Genomic DNA, 17598 nt, shown 5'->3' with positions numbered 1-17598 from the left:
ACGGGCGCCGCGCTGGAAGCCATCGTGCGCGAGGTGCAGGAGATCAACGGCCATGTGAACGCCATCGTGCTTGCCGCGCGCGAACAGTCGACGGGTCTGCAGGAGATCAACACTGCGGTCAACACGATGGACCAGGGCACGCAGCAGAATGCCGCCATGGTGGAGGAGCAGACTGCCGCCAGCCACGGCCTTGCCGGCGAGGCAGCCGCACTGTCCGCGCTGCTCGCCCAGTTCAAGCTTGGCTCGGGCGGTGCCGGCTACGCCGCAACGCCGGCACGCCGCGCGGCTTGAGGCATAGGGAACCATGGAAAGGCCCGGGAGGGATCCCGGGCCTTTCTCTTTTCTGGCCACTTCTTGCCGTGCGGCCGATGGCGCTCCATCTATAGGCGACCCGAACGCAGTTCAGATAGCAGAGGCAGAAAATGGTTGAATTACAGGGACGTACGGCCGTCATCACCGGCGCGGGCCGCGGCTTGGGAGCGGCGCTTGCAATGTCCCTTGCGCAAGCGGGGTGCGAGCTCATCCTGTGCGGTCGCACCCTGGCGGCGGTTGAGCGCGTCGCGGAGACCGTCTGGCAGGCAACGGGCGCCCGTCCGACCTGCATCGAGGTCGACCTTGCCAGCAGCGAAAGCGTGCAGCGCGGCGTCGAGGCGATCAACCGGTTGCAGCGTGGTGTCGATCTCCTCGTGAACAACGGCGCGATGTGGCTGGGGGCGAGCGACGAGCCGCACACGGCGGAAGACGTGCTGAGCACCGTCAATTCCGCCGTTACCGGTACGTTTCTGTTCACGCAGGGCCTCTTGCCGCTGCTGCGGCAGTCCAGCCATCCGGACATCGTGACGATCGGCTCGATCAGCGGCTTGCCGAATGCGCTCATGCGGGATGTGTCCGTACCCTTCTACGCCGCAAAGCGTGCCCAGGCTGCCATCGCGGAGGGGCTGCAGCAGATGCTGGCGGGAACGCCCCTGCGCTCCATCGTGGTGCACCCGCCCTATCTCGATGACGTTCAGCCGGGTTCGCCGGAATGGGCTGCGGTGGCCGAGCGGGCGAAGGGCGCGCGCGGCACCACGCGGGATGTGGTCGAAGCCGTGCTCTTCGCCGTCACGCGCCCGCGCCACGTTTCCCTCTCCATCGTGCTGGACGCGGACGATGGCGGGGTGTTCGCCACGCAGGTCGATTGAACGAGGCCTACTTCTCCAGCACCGCCACCGCCTCGACATGGGCCGACCAGAGGAACTGGTCGATCGGTGTCACGAGGCGGATGCGGTAGCCGGCGGCGGTGAGGATCGCGAGGTCGCGGGCAAGGCTCACGGGATTGCACGAGACGGCGACAATGGTCTTGACGCCGGAGCGGGCAAGCTCCTTGCACTGGTCCTCCGCCCCGGCGCGCGGCGGATCGAAGACCACGGCGTCGAACACCTTCAGCTCGGAGGCCATCAGCGGGCGGCGGAAGAGATCGCGCCGCTCCACCGTCACCGGCTTCAGGCCCTGCGTGTTGCGTGCGGCCTGGTCGAGCGCCTTCAGCGCCTTTTCCTCGCCTTCCACCGCATGCATCTTGGCCTGCCGGGCGATACGCAGTGCGAAGGTGCCGGAGCCGGCGAAGAGATCGGCGACGCGCTTGGCCTTGCCGAGCGCGTCCAGCACCAGCTCGGCCATGGCGTCCTCGGCCGGCTTCGTCGCCTGGGTGAAGCCGCCGGCGGGCGGGAAGACGCGCACGCCGGAGAAATCGATCACCGGCTTCTGCGGCTCGATGAGGATTTCGCCGTCGCTGGAAACCCGGGCAATGCCGCGCAGTGACAGGACGCATTGGGTAACGGCGCGCCGCTCCTTGTCGCCCACCTTCTTCACGCCCTCGAAGGCAAGGTCGAGGCCGGAAAGGGTTTCGAGCACGGTTACGCGGAAGGGCTCGGCCGAGGTGGCGATGGCGGCGGCCACCCGGCGGATCGCCTCCAGCATGGACATGATGCCGTCGCTCGAAATCGGACAGTGGTCGATGGAGACGATGTGGTGGCTGCCGGCCTGGTTGAAGCCGAGCAGCATCTCCTTTTCCGTCCGGCGTGCGGTGAAGACGACGCGGCGGCGTTCACCCGGCCGGGCGATGACGAGCGGGGCGACCTCGGGCGTCAGGCCCTTGCTCTTCAAAGCATGAACGACGAGGTCGCGCTTGAAGTCGTGGTAGAGCGCATCGGAGGCGTGTTGCAGCGTGCAGCCGCCGCAGGTGCCGTTCTTGCCGTCGGGGCCGAAATGTGCGCAGGCCGGTTCCACCCGCTCGGGCGAGGCGACCGACATGGACATGACCGTGCCGTGGTTCTTGACCCGCGCGACGGCGACCGTCTCGCCCGGCAGGGTGAAGGGCACGTAGACCGGGCCACCGGCTGCCTCCGCAATGCCGTCGCCGCCGCTGCCGAGCCGGGCGATGGTGAGCGTTTCCGTCGTCATGGCTTGCGGCCTCCCAGAAGAAACTCCACATTTCCGTCGCCGCCGGCGATCGGTGAGGGAATGAGGCCGAGGCTCTGCCAGCCCATGTCCTCGACGAGCCAGCGCTCCAGTTCGGCCGCAACAGCCGGCGCGCTGTCCGGGTCTTTCAGCAGGCCCGCCTTGCTGATCGCCTCGCGTCCGGCCTCGAACTGCGGCTTGACGAGCAGCACGCAGAAGGCGCCGGGCTCGGCGAGCGAGAGGGCCGGCGGCAGCGCCAGTTTCAGCGAGATGAAGGAAACGTCGGAGACGACGCCGCCGATGGTACGATCGTCGAGATGGTCCGCATCGAGCACGCGGGCGTTGAGGCCCTCGTGGCTGGTGACGCGGGCATCCGCCATGAGCCGCGGGTGAAGCTGGTCGTGGCCCACGTCGACCGCGACGACGTGGCTCGCGCCGCGCTCCAGCAGGATCTCGGTGAAGCCGCCGGTGGAGGCGCCGATGTCGAGGCAGTCAAGGCCCGCGGGATCGAACCCGAAGGTCTCCAGCGCGGCCTTCAGTTTCAGCGCCGCGCGCGAGACATAGGCCTGGGCGGGATCGTCGATCTCGATGGTGACGGAGGGGGAAAAGCTCGAACTCGGCTTGGTGACGACGCGGCCGTTGACGCGCACGGTGCCGCGCGTGATGGCGTCGCGCGCCCGCGAGCGGCTGGCGACAAGGCCGGCATTCAGCAGGAGCTGGTCGAGGCGGATGGTTTCTGTAGTTTGGGACATCGCCTCTCATGACGCCTCACGCCCCGGGTGGCAAGCCCCATACGGTGTGTTGCGCCCGGCAAGGCTCGCTGGAACAGATGAAAACCCTAAAACTGTTGAGCTATATTCATCGCTCCTTAAATTATGACAATTAGCATTTGTTAAGCATAAGCCGGCATGACGACGGCGCTTTGCCCTATGACTCCCGAGCAGGGGGCATCCACAAATTCCCATGAACGAGCGGCCCGCCCGGTGCGGGCGCAAGGAGCATGCATGACCCTTCGTCTGTCACACCGCATCGGCCTGATGGCGCCGATTGCTGTCGCGGGCATCCTTCTCATCGTCGGCATTTTCGAAGTCGAAAAGCGCATCTCCGACGACTACCGCGTTACCGTCGAGCGCCATCGCAGCGCCGACGCGCAGCTGCGGGTGCTGGAGACCGAGTTCCTGCAGAACCGGCGGGCGGAGAAGGATTTCCTGCTGCGACGGGACGAGAAATACACCGCCGCCCACAAGGAGATTTCCGCGCGGGCGGAGAAGACGCTTGCCACGCTCGACGGCCTCATCGAAGCGCCGGCGACCCGTGCGGACCTCCAGGCGATCTCGGAAGGGTATGCGGCCTACCGCAAGAGTTTCGCAACGCTCGCCGATGCGAGCATTGCGCTCGGGCTTGATCCGTCGTCCGGGCGGGAAGGCGCCATGCGGTCGGCCGTGCATTCGATCGAGGAGCTGCTGAAGACCGTCGACGACAAGGGCCTCCAGGCCAGCATGCTGATGATGCGCCGCCACGAGAAGGACTTCATCATGCGCCGCGACGCGAAGTACGTCGCCAGGCATGCCGAGGAGCGCGCGGCTTTTGCCAGCGCGCCGGTGGACAGGTTCGGCGGTGCCGCAAACCAGGCGACCGTCCTCAAGGCGCTGGACACCTACGGCAAGGCTTTCGAGGACTATGCGGCGATTGCCGAGACCGAGGCTGCAGCCGGCGCCGGTGTCTCCGGGGCCTTTGCCGCCGTCGAGCCGTTCTTCGACCGGGTATCGGCCGCCATCGCCTCGGACAAGGCGAAGGCCGAGTCGGAAAGCGCAAGCGCCCTGGAGACGACGCACAGGATCGCGATCGCCGCGATCCTTGCGGCCATCGCGGCGATCGCCGCCACGGTCCTTCTCATCGGCCGTTCGATTTCCCGCCCGATCGTCGCCACCACAAAGGCGATGACGCAACTTGCCGGCGGTGACACCGCCTCGGCCATCCCTTTCGCCAGCCGCCGGGATGAAATCGGCCAGATGGCCAGCGCGGTCGAGGTTTTCCGTCAGGCGGCCATCGCCAATCGCCGTCTGGAAGCGGAAGCCGCGGAGAACCGTTCTCGTGCCGAGGCCGAGCGTGTCCGCCTGCAGGACGAGGCCGAAGCTTCGGCGCAGGCGCGTCTGCAGCAGGCCACCTCGGGGCTTGCCGGCGGCCTGCGCCGCCTTGCGTCCGGCGATCTCAGCTTCCAGCTGACCGAACCCTTCGCGCCCGATTTCGAACAGCTGCGCCATGACCTGAATTCGGCCGTCGCGCAGCTTGGCGAAACGCTCGGCTCCGTCGCGCTCTCCAGCACCTCCATCGACGACGGTTCGCGCGAGATCAGCGAGAGCGCCGACGATCTCTCCAAGCGTACGGAGCAACAGGCCGCCTCGCTGGAGGAAACGGCCGCAGCACTCGACGAGATCACGGCCAATGTCGCGAGTTCGACGAAGCGGGCGGAAGAGGCGCGCAGCGTCGCCAGCGAGGCGAACCGCAGCGCTCTGAAATCCGGCGAGATCGTTGCCGGCGCGGTCGAGGCGATGAAGCGCATCGAGACGTCGTCCAGCAGGATTTCCAACATTCTCGGCGTCATCGACGAGATCGCCTTCCAGACCAACCTGCTCGCTCTCAATGCGGGTGTCGAGGCGGCGCGCGCGGGCGAGGCCGGTAAGGGTTTCGCCGTCGTGGCGCAGGAGGTGCGGGAACTTGCACAGCGCTCGGCGCAGGCAGCACGCGAGATCAAGGAGCTGATCCGCAATTCGGCCGCCGAAGTGGAGGGCGGCGTGCGGCTGGTACAGGATACGGGTGCTTCGCTGGAGGCGATCGGCATGCATGTCGCCACCATCAACCAGCACATGGATGCCATTGCGATTTCCGCCCGCGAGCAGTCCGTCGGCCTCAGCGAGGTGAACACGGCCGTCAACCAGATGGACCAGGTCACGCAGCGCAATGCCGCCATGGTCGAGGAGGCGAATGCTGCCAGCGCATCGCTTGCCAACGAGGCGGTGCGCCTGCGCGATCAGATTTCTCGCTTCGTCCTGCCTGGCGCGGCGCGCGAACTCCGGGCCATGCACCGCACGATGGAGACGGCCGCGCGCCCAGGTCACCGGCCGGTGGCGGTCTCCCGCGGCAACACGGCCCTCGCGCAGGAATGGACCGAATTCTGACCTCTGCCTGAACGACAGGAAAGCGCCCCGGCCCATCCGCCGGGGCGTTTTGTTTTCAGCGGGAGACTGAGGGCGGAGATGCGACTATTCGCGGCGCCCACCCTGACAGCCGTCCGGCGGAGGGTCTGAAAGATGGTGGAGGCAATGCCGGAAACGGGGGCCGGTATCCTGCTCCTGAAGCCAAGCCGCACATAGCCGGCATCTCCTGCGTCAACCTTGGTTGACGGATGTCGAATCGTCAACTAAAGTTGACATATGGTCGATCTCGAAAAGCTGCCCGATCCCGAGGATCCGGAAAACGCCTTTGCGGCGGTGATTGCGCTTCGTCGCCTCGCGGACGGGCTGGAGCGGCGGGCGGTGCGATCGGCCTTGAAGCAGGGCTGGTCGTGGGCGCGCATCGCGCAGGCGCTCGGCGTCACCAAACAGGCCGCCCACAAGCGGCTTTCGGATATCGCCGCGGGTGACGATCCCGCATAGGAGGTTTTGTGTTCGACCGGATCAAGGAACGCTTTCAAAGCATGGGCACGATCAAGGCCCTTTGTGAACAGGCGGAACAGCATGCAAGGCAGGACCAGCAGAAGGAGCCCGGCGCGGAGCATTTCCTGCTCGCGGCGCTCGATCTGCCGGATGGCACCGCCCGCCGCGCCTTCGAGGCGATCGGCGCCGATCCCGATGCGTTTCGTCCCGCCATCGCGCGCCAATATGCGGATGCGCTGAAAATGCTGGGGCTCCCCGCCGGGCTTGCCGCGGGCCTGACGGAACCCGAGCCGGCACCCGCGCAGCATGCCGTCTTCGACGCCGCGCCCTCCGGCAAGGCGGTCATGCAGACGCTGGCGGAAGGGCGGGACAGCCACAACCCGCTGCTTGGCGCCCATGTCGTTGCGATCGTTGCCGCCATGCCGCATGGCGTTGCGGCCCGTGCCTTGCGGGCGATGGACATCGACGCCAAGGCCCTTCAGGCTGCGGCGGGCCGCATCCTGGGCAGCCAATAGGGCAATCCCCGCAAACGTGCGGCGCAGATTGCGCCGCACTTTCTTTAAAACAGTGCGTGAGAGCGTTTTGCGCTGCCGGAAACAGCGGAAACGCCGCGGAGATCAGCCGGCGACGCCCACGCCGACAGCCTTCTGGCCGAGGGCCTGGAAGACCGTGGAGACGATGCCGGCACGGTCGAGGCCCGCCTTGGCATACATCGCCTCGGGCTTGGCCTGTTCCATCCAGATATCCGGCAGCACCATCGGGCGCACCTTCAGACCATGGTCGAGCAGGCCTTCGAGCGCCAGGAACTGCAACACATGGCTGCCGAAACCGCCGATGGCGCCTTCCTCGATGGTGATCAGCACCTCGTGGTGGCGGGCAAGCTGGCGGATCAGGTCGTGGTCGAGCGGCTTGGCGAAGCGCGCATCGGCGACCGTCGTGGACAGGCCGGCCGCATCGAGGTCCTCGGCGGCGAGCAAACAGTCGGCCAGTCGCGTGCCGAAGGAGAGGAGAGCCACCTTGGAGCCCTGCTTGACGACGCGGCCCTTGCCGATCTGAAGAATCTCGCCGCGAACAGGCATGTCGACGCCGACGCCCTCGCCGCGCGGATAGCGGAAGGAGAGCGGGCCCTCGTCATAGGCGGCGGCGGTGCGCACCATATGCTTCAGTTCCGCCTCGTCGGCGGCTGCCATCACCACGAAACCGGGCAGGGTGGCGAGATAGGTCGTGTCGAACGAGCCGGCATGGGTCGGCCCGTCGGCGCCGACGAAACCGGCGCGGTCGATCGGGAAGCGCACGGGCAGGCCCTGGATGGCGACGTCATGCACCACCTGGTCGTAGCCGCGCTGCAGGAAGGTGGAATAGAGCGCGCAGAACGGCTTGTAGCCTTCGGAGGCAAGGCCGGCCGCAAAGGTCACGGCATGCTGCTCGGCAATGCCGACATCGAAGATGCGGGCCGGATAGGCCTTGGCGAACTTGTCGAGCCCGGTGCCGGACGGCATGGCGGCGGTGATGGCGAGGATCTTCTCGTCGAAGCCCGCCTCCTGCACCAGCGCCTCGGCGAAGACGGAGGTATAGGCGGGGGCGTTCGGCTTTGCCTTCGCCTGCGTGCCGGTGATGACGTCGAAGGTGTTGACGCCGTGATACTTGTCGGCGGCAGCTTCCGCCGGCGGATAGCCCTTGCCCTTCTGGGTAACGACGTGGATCAGCACCGGGCCCTTGGAATTGTCGCGCACATTGCGCAGCACGGGCAGAAGATGCTCGAAGGAATGGCCGTCGATCGGGCCGATATGGTAGAAACCCATCTCCTCGAACAGCGTGCCGCCGGTGACATAACCGCGCGCGTGCTCCACGGCGCGGGTGATCGCCCGATCGACCTTCTTGCCGAGATAGGCCGTCAGTTTCTTGCCGAGATCGCGGAAGCCCATATAGGTGCGCCCGGAGGCGAGGCGTGCGAGATAGGCGCTCATCGCGCCGGTCGGCGGGGCGATCGACATGTCGTTGTCGTTGAGGATGACGATGAGGCGGGCATCGAGCGCACCGGCATTGTTCAGCGCTTCATAGGCCATGCCGGCGGACATCGCGCCGTCGCCGATGACGGCGATGACGTTGCGGTGCTCGCCGGAAAGGTCGGCTGCGACGGCCATGCCGAGGCCGGCGGAAATCGACGTCGAGGAATGCGCCGCGCCGAAGGGGTCGTATTCGCTCTCTGCGCGTCGGGTGAAGCCGGACAGGCCGTCCTCCTGGCGCAGCGTGCGGATGCGCTCGCGCCGGCCGGTAAGGATCTTGTGCGGATAGCACTGGTGGCCGACGTCGAAGATCAGCCGGTCCTTCGGCGTGTCGAAGACCTTGTGGATGGCGATGGTCAGCTCCACCACGCCAAGGCCAGCACCCAGATGTCCACCGGTGCGCGAGACGGCATCGACCATTTCGGCGCGCAGTTCGCTGGCAAGCTGCGGCAGGTCACGGTCGTCCACGGCCTTCAGGTCCGCGGGAATGCGAACCTTGTCGAGCAGGGGGGTGGCGGGTGCTTGGGTCACTCTCATGCCTCGTGTTCTCGCCCGTGTGCCCTGGCTCCGTTGCGGAACCCGGCCCGGACATGCGGTCTCATGCCGCGCTCACCTGTCACATGCAGAATGCGGCGCGCGATTTCAACCGTTTCAGCAAGTCTAGAGCGTATTTCGCCGGATTGATACCGCGCAAACCGACGCATTCCCGCGTTCTCCCGGGCAATTGGGGCATTTTGCGGACACGAGGTGCCCGCAGTCACGCTGTCGTGATTCCCCTAGGCCCTTTTCGCCCGCGGCTTGGCGCGGGAAGCCTGGTTCAGCGCCACCGCGGTGCGGATGAGCGCCTTCAGGGCGTCCTCGCGGATGGCCTCGCCCTCGCGGAAGTCGATGGCGCGACGGGTATTGCCCTCCAGGCTGGAATTGAAGAGGCCTGCCGGGTCCTCCAGTGCGGCGCCCTTGGCAAAGGTCATCTTCACGACGGCCTTGTAGGTCTCCCCGGTGCAGACGATGCCGTCATGCTCCCAGATCGGCACGCCACGCCATTTCCATTCCTCGACGATATCGGGGTCGGCCGCCTTGACCAGCGCGCGCAGCCGGGCGAGCGTTTCGCCCCGCCAGTCGGCAAGTTCGGCAATGCGCGCGTCGATCTGCGCGGAAGGGGTGGCCGTCTCGCTTTTCGTCTCGTCCATGGTCGTCGTCTCCTTCGTCACAGGCGCTCGCCCGGCAGCCGGCTCGCCTGCGCGATCCAGTCGGCAAGCGGCGTCTTGTCGAGATCGTCGCCCTCCTGGATATGGAAATAGCGCGTTTCAGGGGTTTTCGAGGCGACCGGCGGCACCGGATCGAGTGACGTGCCGCGAAAGAAGGTCAGCTTGATGTATTTCGCAAAGCAATGGTAGCTGAGAAACCAGCCGTCTCCCTCGATGCCATAGAACGGCGAGTTCCATTTCACGGCCTTGTGGACGTCGGGCACTGCCTTCGCGATCAGCGCGTCGAGCTTGCGGCCGACATCGCTCTTCCAGCCCGGCATCGCCGCGATATAGGCCTGGATCGGGCCGTCGCCATAACCTTTGGCGATCTGCGGATTGCCACCGGAAAGGAGTTTGGGGTCCCCGGTCATCGCAGGCCCTCCGGGCTGCGTCGCCGCGCCAGATAGGGCAGGGCGAAGAGATAGAGCCCGCTTGCGAGCAGCAGGATGAGCGGAAAGAGCGCGAGAAGGCCGATCCAGAGGGCCGGGTTCTCCTGCGTCATGGCCGCGATGTTGATCAGCACGGCGACGGTGAAGACGATCGAGAGCCAGCGGTGTATCTGCCGGATCCGTATGTTCCAGTTCATGGTTGCCTCCTCGCAACGGTGAAGGGGGTGCCCGCCGATCAGTCCAGATCGCTCAGGACGCGGTCGAGATTGTCGAGGAACCGCGGCCAGCCGGCCTGCGCGCCCTGGAAGTAACGTGGCTGGTCCGGCTTGAAGCCGGTCTGTTCCATGCGCAGGGTCGTGCCTGCGCCGACCGGCGTCAGCGTCCAGGTGACGACGCTCTTCAGGCGCGAATCGCCCCAGGTGTAGGAAAGGCTGCGGTGCGGCTCGACCTCCAGCACCTCGCAGTTCACCGAGCCCCATTCCGCCCGGAAATCGAAGCGGTGACCGACACTGGCCGCAAAATCGGTCTCCATCAGCCATTCGGCGATGAGATGGGGCTGGGTCAGCGCGCGCCAGATCTTTTCCGGCGGATGGGGAATTTGCCGTTCCAGGACGACGGAAAGCGTTTCTGTCATTGATCCATTCTCTTCAGGAGGTCTTCCAGGCGATCGAACCGGCTCTGCCAGAAGCCGGCCATCTGGCTCGTCCAGTCGACGAGCGGGGCGAGTGCATCGAGCTGTGCGCTGTAATGCGTCTGCCGGCCCTCGTGCCGGTCGCGCACCAGGCCCGCCTGCTTGAGCAGGGCAAGATGTTTGGAAACGACCGGCTGGGAAACGCCGGCCTGCGCCGTCAGCGCCCCCACCGTCTTCTCCCCCTCGCGGCACAGTCGCTCGAACAGCGCCCGGCGGGTGGGATCCGCAAGCGTGCGGAAGAGCGCGTCGTGTGCTTCGGCCACGTTGATCCATACCTCGATAGCTATGGATTTCCTATAGCTGTATGGCTATGAATAAGTCAAGATGGGCACGAGGAGCCGAAAACCATCGGCTCGGCTCACGCGAACATATGCCCGCTCATCTATAGGTCAGCTGGCCGGCAGCGGTGTGAACTCCTCCTCGTCACCGGGTACTATGTCGAAGCGACCGGTGCGCCATTCCTCCTTGGCCTGCTCGATGCGCTCCTTAGAGGAGGAGACGAAGTTCCACCAGATATAGCGTTTCGAGCCGAGCGCCGCGCCGCCGAAGAGCATGATGTGACAGCCCTGCGGGCCGGCCTTCAGCGTGATCGCATCGCCGGGACGGAAGACGAGCAGTTGGTCGGGTGCAAAGACGTCGCCGGCGACATCCAGCGTGCCGGACAGTACGTAGACCGCCCGCTCCTCCCAGTCTGCCGCAAGCGGTGCGGCGGTGCCGGGCGCCAGCGTCAGGTCGGTGTAGAGCGTCTGCGTCGGCACGGCGACCGGCGATGCATAGCCCTCGTAGGAGCCGATGATGGTGCGTCCGGTGATGCCGTCCGCCGAAAAGGCAGGAAGCTCCGCCTTGGTCGTGTGGGCGAAGACGGGGGCAATCTCCTCGTGGCTGTCCGGCAGCGCAAGCCAGGTCTGCAGGCCGGAAATCGACTGCGGCTTGCCGCGCAGGTTCTCCGGCGAGCGCTCCGAATGCACGATGCCGCGCCCTGCCGTCATCAGGTTCACGTCGCCGGGCGCGATGACCATTTCGGTGCCGAGGCTGTCGCGGTGCTTGATCTCGCCGTCGAAGAGATAGGTGACGGTGGACAGCCCGATATGCGGATGTGGCTTGACGTCGATGGCCTCACCCGCGCGCAGCAGCGCCGGGCCCATGCGGTCGAAGAAGATGAACGGCCCGACGAGCCGGCGCTTGGCCGTCGGCAGCGCCCGCCGCACTTCCAGCCCGCCGATATCGCTCGTGCGCGGAATGATCAGATGCTCCAGCGCATCGCACGCCGCCGCATCGCCGGCCTCCGGGTCCTTTCCGGGAAAGAAACTCATGGCGCCCTCCTGTCGTTGCCGTGTGACCCGCATGCTAGCGGGCGGGGAGGGGCGTGGATAGGGCGGCGGGCGTTGACGGTGTGTCGCCGGGTTCGGCTGCTTGCCGATGTCGGGGAGTACCGCCCCGCCTCGCGAGCGGCGCAATGCGCCTCCCTGCTCACGGGGATTTTTCCAGAGGCAGGGACGGCGCCGGACTAGAGGCTCATGCCCCGTCGAGCGGCTCGGTGCCCTGCGGCTTGCCGGCGCGGTCGAGGCGGATCTTTTCGATGCGGTTCTCGGCGGCCGAGAGGAGCGTCTCGCAATGCTTCTTCAGCGCCTCGCCGCGTTCGTAAATCTCGATGGAGCGGTCGAGCGGCACGTCGCCGCGCTCGAGGGCGGCGACGATCTTTTCCAGCTCCTCCACGGCCTGTTCGAAGGAGAGGGCGGAGACGTCGGGGGTGGTGGCGTTGGTCATGGTCAGCCTCTCATCAGGCGGTAGATATGGGTGGCGGCGGATTCGGCGAGGCCCGTGAGGTCGTAGCCGCCTTCCAGCAGGCTGACCACCCGGTTGTTCGCCGATTTTTCGGAAAGCTCCATCAGCTTGGCGGTCGCCCAGTCGAAATCGTCGGCAACGAGGTTGATCTGGGCCAGGGGGTCACGGTGGTGGGCGTCGAAGCCGGCGGAGATGATGATGACATCCGGCCGGAAATCGGCGACGCGCGGCAGGACGCGCGACCTGAAGGCATCGCGGAAATGGTCGCTGCCGTCGTTCATCGAAAGAGGCGCGTTGACGATGTTGCCGGCGCCCGTCTCGTCCTTCGCGCCGCTGCCGGGATAGAGCGGCATCTGGTGCGTCGAGCAGAACAGCACGGACGGATCGTCGAAGAAGATGTCCTGCGTGCCGTTGCCGTGATGCACGTCCCAGTCGACGATGGCGACGCGCTCGGCGCCGTGCGCCTTCTGGGCATGGCGGGCGGCGATGGCGGCGTTGTTGAAGAAACAGAAGCCCATCGCCTTGTCGCGTTCGGCGTGGTGGCCGGGCGGGCGGGCGGCGACGAAGGCGTTGTCGGCCTTGCCGGTGAAGACGGCGTCGACCGCCGCGATGGCGCCGCCGATGCCGGTCAGTGCCGCCTGCAGCGTCGCGGGGCTCGCATAGGTATCGGCCTCGACCTGGGCGATGTCCTCCTCGGGCATGGCGGACATGACGGCGGTGAGGTGCCGCTCGGGATGGGCGAGCAGGACGAAATCCTCGTTCGCCTGCGGCGCCTTCTCGCGCAGGAGCGGCGAAAAGCGCTCGTGCTCCAGCGCAAGATTGATCGCCCGGATGCGGTCCGACCGCTCCGGGTGGCCCTCCGGCGTATGGTGCTCGAGGAAGATCGGGTTCTCGAAGAGACACGTCGTCATGGCCGGAAGCTACCCATTGCGGTTCGCGAGGTCCACGGGAAATGGGCCGGTGTCCACGGCTTTTCAACCGTCAGGGCGCAAGAAGCAGTTTTCCGGCGCGCGCGGGATCGTCCTGCCGGGCGAGTGCGGCGGAAAGGTCGGAAAGCGCGAAGACGCGGTCGACGGCCGAGCCGAGAAAGCCGGCGCGGATGCCCGCAAAGCTGCGTTCGAAGGCTGCTTCGATCGCCGCGCGCGGCGCCGAATGCACCCAGCCGCGCAGCCAGAGGAAGGAGAAGGCCACCGCCTCGCGCCGGTTCGCCACCAGCGCCGGGTCGAGCTGTGCGCCGCTCAGCGCGCCATACTGGATGAAGGCGCCGCCGTCGCGGATCTGCCGGAACAGCGCATTGCCGGGCTCTCCGCCGACCGCGTCGAGCACCGCATCGAGCGGCGGGGCGGCATGGGGAACGATCTCGCCGGCAAACGTCTCCGCCAGCCGCGTCGCGCTCGCCGGGCTGCGCACGAGGGCGACAGGCCGGAAGCCGGCCTCGGCCAGCAGCACCAGCAGCATGCGCCCGATGGCGGAGGCGGCGGCCGTCACGCCGACGCGCTGGCCCTCCACCGCGCCGAAATGCGTCCTGGCGGCCTCGACCAGCTGGAAGGCGGTGAGCGGGTTCACATAGGCCATCGCGGCGGCCTCGTCGGAAAGGTCGTCCGGCACGGCAAAACACCAGTCGGCCGGGCGCAGCAGAAAGGGTTGCCACAACCCGCTCGCGCCGATCGGCAGCACGCGCTGGCCGATGGAAAATCCGGTGACGCCCGCGCCGAGGGCGGCGACTTCCCCGACGCCCTCGAAGCCGGGCACGAAGGGCAGCGTCGTGCGGCTGCGATAGGCGCCGGTGACGGGAATGAGATCGGACGGGTTAATCGCCGCGCGGCGGATGCGGATCTCCACGTCGCCGGGACCGGGTGACGTGCGCTCGGCCTCCTCGAGGCGGATCACTTGCCGGGGATCGCCGAACGCTCTAACAACGGCACGAAGCATGGTTTACCCCGGGACAAGACGTGGAACAGGCGGCAGACATCACGGTCAGCGAAGTCCGGATACCCTTCCGCGATATAGACATGCACGGCCACATGCACAATGCCGCTTACTATGCCCATGCCGAGGCGGCCGTCGCCGGGCTCTGGCGGCACCGGCCGGAAGGCGCCGGTGATCCGGTCTATTTCGTGCGCAAGTCCGGCTGCACCTTTCACCGCGGCCTGAGGCTTGACGACCGCGCCCGCTTCAAGGTGTCCGTCACGCGCATCGGCGCGACCTCGCTGAGCTTTGCCGTGGCGATCTCCGCGGAGGGCGCACCGGTCGCCGACCTGGAGATCGTCTGGGTCGCCGTCGATCCCGCAAGCCGCCAGCCCGTCAACGTGCCGCAGCCGGTGCGCGACTGGCTGAAGTCATTCCTCGCCTGACGCGGTCTCGACCTTCAGCCAGCCGGGCCGGCAATCTTCGAAGGAATGGTATTGCGGCATGAGCGCGGGATCGCCCGGATCGTCGAAGCCGCCGATCAGCAGCGCCACGACAGGCTCGTCGTCGATCGCCCCGATGGAGCTGCCGCAGGCCGGGCAGAAGGCGCGGCTGGAATAGTCGGAGGAGCGCCAGGTGGCAGGCTTGCCGCCGCTGCCGGTCCAGGCGAGGCGCCCGGCGGGAAACTCCACCCAGGCGGCGGTCGGGGCCCCCGTGTGCTGCTGGCAGAAGCGGCAGGAGCAGGTATGCGGCTTTTCCGCCACGCCCGTCGCCTCGAAACGGATGGCGCCGCACAGGCAGCCGCCGGAATAGATCTTCTCGCCCATAATCCCCCTCACAATTTCCGGAAAAGTGTCACGATTCCCATGCCGCCGCCAATGCCCATCATGGCGAGCCCCTCCGTGCCCGCGTCCGCCGTCCGCATCTGCGCGAACAGCCGCGTGGCGAGGATGGCGCCGGAGGCTCCATAGGGGTGGCCGAGCGCCAGCGCCCCGCCTTCGCGGTTGACGGCGGCAGGATCGATGCCCAGCGCATCGAGGCTGGCAAGCACCTGGGAGGCGAAGGCCTCGTTGAATTCGATGAAGGGGACCCGCGCGGCGTCAAGGCCGGGATGGCGCGCGGCGAGCTTTTGCATCGCCGGCACGGGGCCAAGGCCGAGCAGGTTCGGATCGACGCCGGCGACCGCGCTGTCGACGATTTCCAGCAGCACCGTCAGGCCCAGCCTTAGCGCCTCGGCGCGCGAGGTGACGAGCACGACGGCGGCCCCGTCATTGACCGGGCACGCATTGCCCGCCGTCACCGTTCCATCGGGACGGAAGACGGGTTTCAGGGCGGCGAGTTTTTCCAGCGAGGTATTTTCGCGCGGGCATTCATCGTCAGGGACCGGGCCGGTGGGTGTGACGATCGGCACGATCTCGCCGGCAAAGCGCCCGGCCTTGCGCGCCGCCACGGCGCGGCGGTGGCTTTCGAGCGCGAAGCGATCCTGCCGCTCCCGGCTGATGCCGGCATGGGCGGCGACGTTTTCGGCGGCGATGCCCATGTCCGGATCGCCCACCGTATCCGGCGCCATGCGGGCGCGGCGGAGAGGCTCGGGCGCGCCGCCTGGCGTTGAGGGTGGACGGAAGCGCAGATGCGCGCGGCTGGTGCTCTCGGTGCCGCCGGCAAGATAGACGCGCCCGGCGCCTGCCTGCACCAGTCGCGCTGCCAGCGTAATCGCCTCCAGCCCGGAGCCGCATTGCCGGTCGATCGTCATGCCGGGCACGCAAACCGGAAGGCCCGCCTCCAGCGCGGCAAGGCGCGCGAGATTGCCGGCGCTGTTGGCGGCATTGCCGAGGATGACGTCGTCAACGGCATCCGGCGGCAGTCCCGTCTCCTCGAGGATTTTTCGGATGAGCGGCGCGGCGAGGCTGGCCGGCTCGATGGCCGAAAGCCACCCGCCGATGCGGCCGATCGGCGTGCGGAAGGCCGCGGCGACGACGGGAATGCGGTCAGAGGAAACGGTCGAGTGCATCGCTCTCCTCCGCCACCCATTGCCGGACGGTCTTTGCTGCCACCTTGCCGGAGGGCGTCATGGGCATGGCGCGGCACAGCCAGATGCGGCGCGGCTGCTTGTAGCGCGGCAGAAGCGCCGAGAGCGCCGCCGTCAGCGCCTTTGGTGTCAGGCCCGGCTGTTCCGGTTCGATCACGGCAACGAGCTCGCTGCCGAGATCGGCATGCTCGATGCCGAAGACATGGGCGGCACGCACCAGGGCCGTATCGCGCAGCGCCGTCTCCACTTCGGAAGGATAGATGTTGTTGCCGCCTGACAGCACCATGCCGCCGGAGCGGCCGAGGAGGTGCAGCGTGCCGTCCGCCTCCAGGAAGCCGAGGTCGCCGACCGTCGCCAATGTGCCGAAGCGGGAGAGTCCCGCCCCGTCGCCCTGTCCGAGATAGCCGGTGGCGACCAGCGGGCTTTCGACGAAGACCGTGCCCGTCTCTCCCGCTGGCAGCGGGTTACCGGCAGCGTCCAGAACGGCAATGTTCACACCCGGAAAGGCCTTGCCGACCGCGGTGGAGGAGGCGGCATCGCCCGGTGCGGCGACAGTGACGAAGCCGAGTTCGGAGGCGCCGTAATATTCGCGCAGCGCCGCGGCGGGAAAGTGCGCCGCGCACAGGGCGTGGTCCGTCGCCGTCAGCTTCGCGCCGGCAATCGTGATGGCGGCAACGCCGGTTGCCGGGGGCTCTGCGGCGAGCCGGCGCAGCATGGTGGGCACCAGGACGAGGCGGCGGATGGTGTTGGCCCGGATCGTTGCCAGCGCCGCATCCGGATCGAAATGCGCGGCGGAATGAAAGGCGCCGCCGGCAAGCAGCGTCTCGGTCATCGCATAGAGCGCAAGGCCATGGGCGAGGGGGCCGGGGGCATAGGTGTCCAGCGCCCGGTCGATGCCGAAGAAGGGCGCGCCCGTGGCAAGGCTGACGCGCCAGGAGCGCCGGTCGCGGATGATCGGCTTCGGATCGGCCGTCGTGCCCGAGGTGAAAACGATGAGGAACGGGTCGTCGTCGGCCCCTTCCGGCAGCACGGGCGTGTCCAGCGCGGCGCTTTCGGCGATGACCCGCCGCGCACCGTCGCGCCGGCTCTCGATGGCAAGATCGGCGCCGTGGGCGGTGACGACGAGGTCGGGGTCGATCTTGCCGATCAGGCGTGTACGCTGGGCTTCCGGCAGGTGCGGGTCGATCAGGGCGGCGCAATGGATGCCGGCCGTTGCGGCCGCAAAGGCGGCGGGAAAGAGCGCGTGGTTGCCGGTCATGATCGCGACCAGCCGGGTTTTCGGCCCGATGGTGCTGCGGCCTTCGGGCGCGAGATCGCAGAAGGCTGCAAGGAACCGCCGGGCCGTTGCCGCCAGTGCACCATAGGAAAGAACCCGGTCCTCCAGGTGGAAGGCCGGGTTCGAGGGGTTTTCGGCGGCGTGCCGTTCGAGGGCGCCGGAAAGCGGCATCGGC

General features: G+C 67.4%; 20 protein-coding genes and 1 pseudogene. 6 read left to right on the top strand and 15 right to left on the bottom strand.

The genetic code is table 11. From position 1 onward, the window contains the following. Both EXZ48_RS25460 and EXZ48_RS25455 read left to right on the top strand, forming a co-directional pair. Positions 1-291, top strand: a pseudogene (locus tag EXZ48_RS25460) (chemotaxis protein); the annotation flags it as partial. Between the two features lie 131 nt (positions 292-422). Further along, positions 423-1181: an SDR family oxidoreductase gene (locus EXZ48_RS25455; protein ID WP_130519195.1), complete on the top strand. Its 759-nt coding sequence runs from the start codon at positions 423-425 to the stop codon at positions 1179-1181. 7 nt (positions 1182-1188) lie between these two features. Here EXZ48_RS25455 and EXZ48_RS25450 read toward each other — a convergent pair whose 3' ends face one another. Together EXZ48_RS25450 and EXZ48_RS25445 are read right to left on the bottom strand one after the other, a co-directional pair. Further along, positions 1189-2439: a class I SAM-dependent RNA methyltransferase gene (locus EXZ48_RS25450; RefSeq protein ID WP_130519193.1), complete on the bottom strand. Its 1251-nt coding sequence runs from the start codon at positions 2437-2439 to the stop codon at positions 1189-1191. Next, complete coding sequence (locus EXZ48_RS25445; protein WP_050743446.1) at positions 2436-3188, bottom strand: TlyA family RNA methyltransferase; 753 nt, start codon at positions 3186-3188, stop codon at positions 2436-2438. The genes EXZ48_RS25450 and EXZ48_RS25445 overlap by 4 nt, the downstream gene beginning before the upstream one ends. Before the next feature lie 252 nt (positions 3189-3440). Between EXZ48_RS25445 and EXZ48_RS25440 the strand changes: the two genes are divergently transcribed. The 3 genes from EXZ48_RS25440 (at position 3441) to EXZ48_RS25430 (ending at position 6607) form a co-directional block, all read left to right on the top strand. After that, positions 3441-5615, top strand: coding sequence for a methyl-accepting chemotaxis protein (locus EXZ48_RS25440; protein WP_245462354.1), 2175 nt, complete (start codon positions 3441-3443; stop codon positions 5613-5615). Positions 5616-5870: 255 nt separating this feature from the next. After that, positions 5871-6092 (top strand): hypothetical protein, encoded by a 222-nt coding sequence (locus EXZ48_RS25435; RefSeq protein WP_050743447.1) that lies wholly within the window; start codon positions 5871-5873, stop codon positions 6090-6092. 8 nt (positions 6093-6100) lie between these two features. Continuing rightward, positions 6101-6607 carry a Clp protease N-terminal domain-containing protein gene (locus tag EXZ48_RS25430; protein ID WP_130519191.1) on the top strand — a complete coding sequence of 169 codons (507 nt, stop codon included), beginning with the start codon at positions 6101-6103 and terminating at the stop codon, positions 6605-6607. 102 nt (positions 6608-6709) lie between these two features. On the opposite strand, the gene dxs is transcribed toward EXZ48_RS25430, so the two are convergent. The 10 genes from dxs to EXZ48_RS25380 form a co-directional block, all read right to left on the bottom strand. Further along, the gene (gene dxs, locus EXZ48_RS25425; RefSeq protein WP_037408303.1) at positions 6710-8629 is read right to left on the bottom strand and encodes a 1-deoxy-D-xylulose-5-phosphate synthase; all 1920 of its coding nucleotides are present in this window, start codon (positions 8627-8629) and stop codon (positions 6710-6712) included. Positions 8630-8874: 245 nt separating this feature from the next. Continuing rightward, positions 8875-9288 (bottom strand): DUF1801 domain-containing protein, encoded by a 414-nt coding sequence (locus EXZ48_RS25420; protein WP_130519189.1) that lies wholly within the window; start codon positions 9286-9288, stop codon positions 8875-8877. Between the two features lie 17 nt (positions 9289-9305). Then, on the bottom strand, positions 9306-9716 hold the full coding sequence (locus EXZ48_RS25415; protein WP_023514297.1) for a DUF1801 domain-containing protein: 411 nt from the start codon (positions 9714-9716) through the stop codon (positions 9306-9308). Continuing rightward, a complete protein-coding gene (locus EXZ48_RS25410) occupies positions 9713-9931 on the bottom strand; it encodes a hypothetical protein (protein WP_023514296.1) in 219 nt (72 codons plus the stop codon). Before EXZ48_RS25410 ends, EXZ48_RS25415 begins: the two co-directional genes overlap by 4 nt. A gap of 38 nt (positions 9932-9969) precedes the next feature. Next, positions 9970-10368 (bottom strand): SRPBCC domain-containing protein, encoded by a 399-nt coding sequence (locus EXZ48_RS25405; protein ID WP_023514295.1) that lies wholly within the window; start codon positions 10366-10368, stop codon positions 9970-9972. After that, entirely contained in the window at positions 10365-10688 is a 324-nt protein-coding gene (locus EXZ48_RS25400; RefSeq protein ID WP_130519187.1) for a helix-turn-helix transcriptional regulator, read from the bottom strand. The genes EXZ48_RS25405 and EXZ48_RS25400 overlap by 4 nt, the downstream gene beginning before the upstream one ends. A 126-nt stretch (positions 10689-10814) precedes the next feature. Beyond that, positions 10815-11738, bottom strand: a complete 924-nt coding sequence (locus EXZ48_RS25395) for a pirin family protein (RefSeq protein WP_130519185.1) — start codon at positions 11736-11738, stop codon at positions 10815-10817. A gap of 202 nt (positions 11739-11940) precedes the next feature. Then, positions 11941-12192, bottom strand: coding sequence for an exodeoxyribonuclease VII small subunit (locus EXZ48_RS25390; RefSeq protein ID WP_024271032.1), 252 nt, complete (start codon positions 12190-12192; stop codon positions 11941-11943). A 2-nt stretch (positions 12193-12194) separates the two neighbouring features. Then, positions 12195-13121, bottom strand: a complete 927-nt coding sequence (locus tag EXZ48_RS25385; RefSeq protein ID WP_023517337.1) for a histone deacetylase family protein — start codon at positions 13119-13121, stop codon at positions 12195-12197. Positions 13122-13191: 70 nt separating this feature from the next. Then, positions 13192-14142, bottom strand: a complete 951-nt coding sequence (locus EXZ48_RS25380) for a zinc-dependent alcohol dehydrogenase family protein (protein WP_023517338.1) — start codon at positions 14140-14142, stop codon at positions 13192-13194. A gap of 20 nt (positions 14143-14162) precedes the next feature. Here EXZ48_RS25380 and EXZ48_RS25375 point away from each other — a divergent pair, with 20 nt between their 5' ends. Continuing rightward, a complete protein-coding gene (locus EXZ48_RS25375) occupies positions 14163-14564 on the top strand; it encodes a thioesterase family protein (protein WP_245462353.1) in 402 nt (133 codons plus the stop codon). Here the strand turns inward: EXZ48_RS25375 and EXZ48_RS25370 are convergent. The 3 genes from EXZ48_RS25370 to EXZ48_RS25360 are packed head-to-tail and all read right to left on the bottom strand — an operon-like array spanning position 14550 to position 17594. After that, a complete protein-coding gene (locus EXZ48_RS25370; protein WP_130519183.1) occupies positions 14550-14945 on the bottom strand; it encodes a GFA family protein in 396 nt (131 codons plus the stop codon). The genes EXZ48_RS25375 and EXZ48_RS25370 overlap by 15 nt on opposite strands. An 8-nt stretch (positions 14946-14953) precedes the next feature. Then, on the bottom strand, positions 14954-16129 hold the full coding sequence (locus tag EXZ48_RS25365; RefSeq protein ID WP_130519181.1) for a thiolase family protein: 1176 nt from the start codon (positions 16127-16129) through the stop codon (positions 14954-14956). Next, positions 16107-17594 (bottom strand): class I adenylate-forming enzyme family protein, encoded by a 1488-nt coding sequence (locus EXZ48_RS25360; protein WP_130519179.1) that lies wholly within the window; start codon positions 17592-17594, stop codon positions 16107-16109. Before EXZ48_RS25360 ends, EXZ48_RS25365 begins: the two co-directional genes overlap by 23 nt. Positions 17595-17598: the final 4 nt, after the last annotated feature.

The sequence above is a fragment of the Shinella sp. JR1-6 genome (assembly GCF_004284735.1).
Classification (GTDB): domain Bacteria; phylum Pseudomonadota; class Alphaproteobacteria; order Rhizobiales; family Rhizobiaceae; genus Shinella.
The sequence above is the reverse complement of the archived record's forward strand: the minus strand, read 5'-3'. Positions and strand labels throughout refer to the sequence as shown.

What these genes read in the sequence shown, in the direction of transcription:
- EXZ48_RS25360 (WP_130519179.1), bottom strand. Translation starts at nt 17,594, where the DNA reads ATGCCGCTTTCCGGCGCCCTCGAACGGCACGCCGCCGAAAACCCCTCG.
- EXZ48_RS25410 (WP_023514296.1), bottom strand. Translation starts at nt 9,931, where the DNA reads ATGAACTGGAACATACGGATCCGGCAGATACACCGCTGGCTCTCGATC.
- EXZ48_RS25365 (WP_130519181.1), bottom strand. Translation starts at nt 16,129, where the DNA reads ATGCACTCGACCGTTTCCTCTGACCGCATTCCCGTCGTCGCCGCGGCC.
- EXZ48_RS25370 (WP_130519183.1), bottom strand. Translation starts at nt 14,945, where the DNA reads ATGGGCGAGAAGATCTATTCCGGCGGCTGCCTGTGCGGCGCCATCCGT.
- EXZ48_RS25435 (WP_050743447.1), top strand. Translation starts at nt 5,871, where the DNA reads ATGGTCGATCTCGAAAAGCTGCCCGATCCCGAGGATCCGGAAAACGCC.
- EXZ48_RS25420 (WP_130519189.1), bottom strand. Translation starts at nt 9,288, where the DNA reads ATGGACGAGACGAAAAGCGAGACGGCCACCCCTTCCGCGCAGATCGAC.
- EXZ48_RS25445 (WP_050743446.1), bottom strand. Translation starts at nt 3,188, where the DNA reads ATGTCCCAAACTACAGAAACCATCCGCCTCGACCAGCTCCTGCTGAAT.
- EXZ48_RS25455 (WP_130519195.1), top strand. Translation starts at nt 423, where the DNA reads ATGGTTGAATTACAGGGACGTACGGCCGTCATCACCGGCGCGGGCCGC.
- EXZ48_RS25405 (WP_023514295.1), bottom strand. Translation starts at nt 10,368, where the DNA reads ATGACAGAAACGCTTTCCGTCGTCCTGGAACGGCAAATTCCCCATCCG.
- EXZ48_RS25380 (WP_023517338.1), bottom strand. Translation starts at nt 14,142, where the DNA reads ATGCTTCGTGCCGTTGTTAGAGCGTTCGGCGATCCCCGGCAAGTGATC.
- EXZ48_RS25390 (WP_024271032.1), bottom strand. Translation starts at nt 12,192, where the DNA reads ATGACCAACGCCACCACCCCCGACGTCTCCGCCCTCTCCTTCGAACAG.
- EXZ48_RS25450 (WP_130519193.1), bottom strand. Translation starts at nt 2,439, where the DNA reads ATGACGACGGAAACGCTCACCATCGCCCGGCTCGGCAGCGGCGGCGAC.
- EXZ48_RS25395 (WP_130519185.1), bottom strand. Translation starts at nt 11,738, where the DNA reads ATGAGTTTCTTTCCCGGAAAGGACCCGGAGGCCGGCGATGCGGCGGCG.
- EXZ48_RS25385 (WP_023517337.1), bottom strand. Translation starts at nt 13,121, where the DNA reads ATGACGACGTGTCTCTTCGAGAACCCGATCTTCCTCGAGCACCATACG.
- EXZ48_RS25440 (WP_245462354.1), top strand. Translation starts at nt 3,441, where the DNA reads ATGACCCTTCGTCTGTCACACCGCATCGGCCTGATGGCGCCGATTGCT.
- EXZ48_RS25415 (WP_023514297.1), bottom strand. Translation starts at nt 9,716, where the DNA reads ATGACCGGGGACCCCAAACTCCTTTCCGGTGGCAATCCGCAGATCGCC.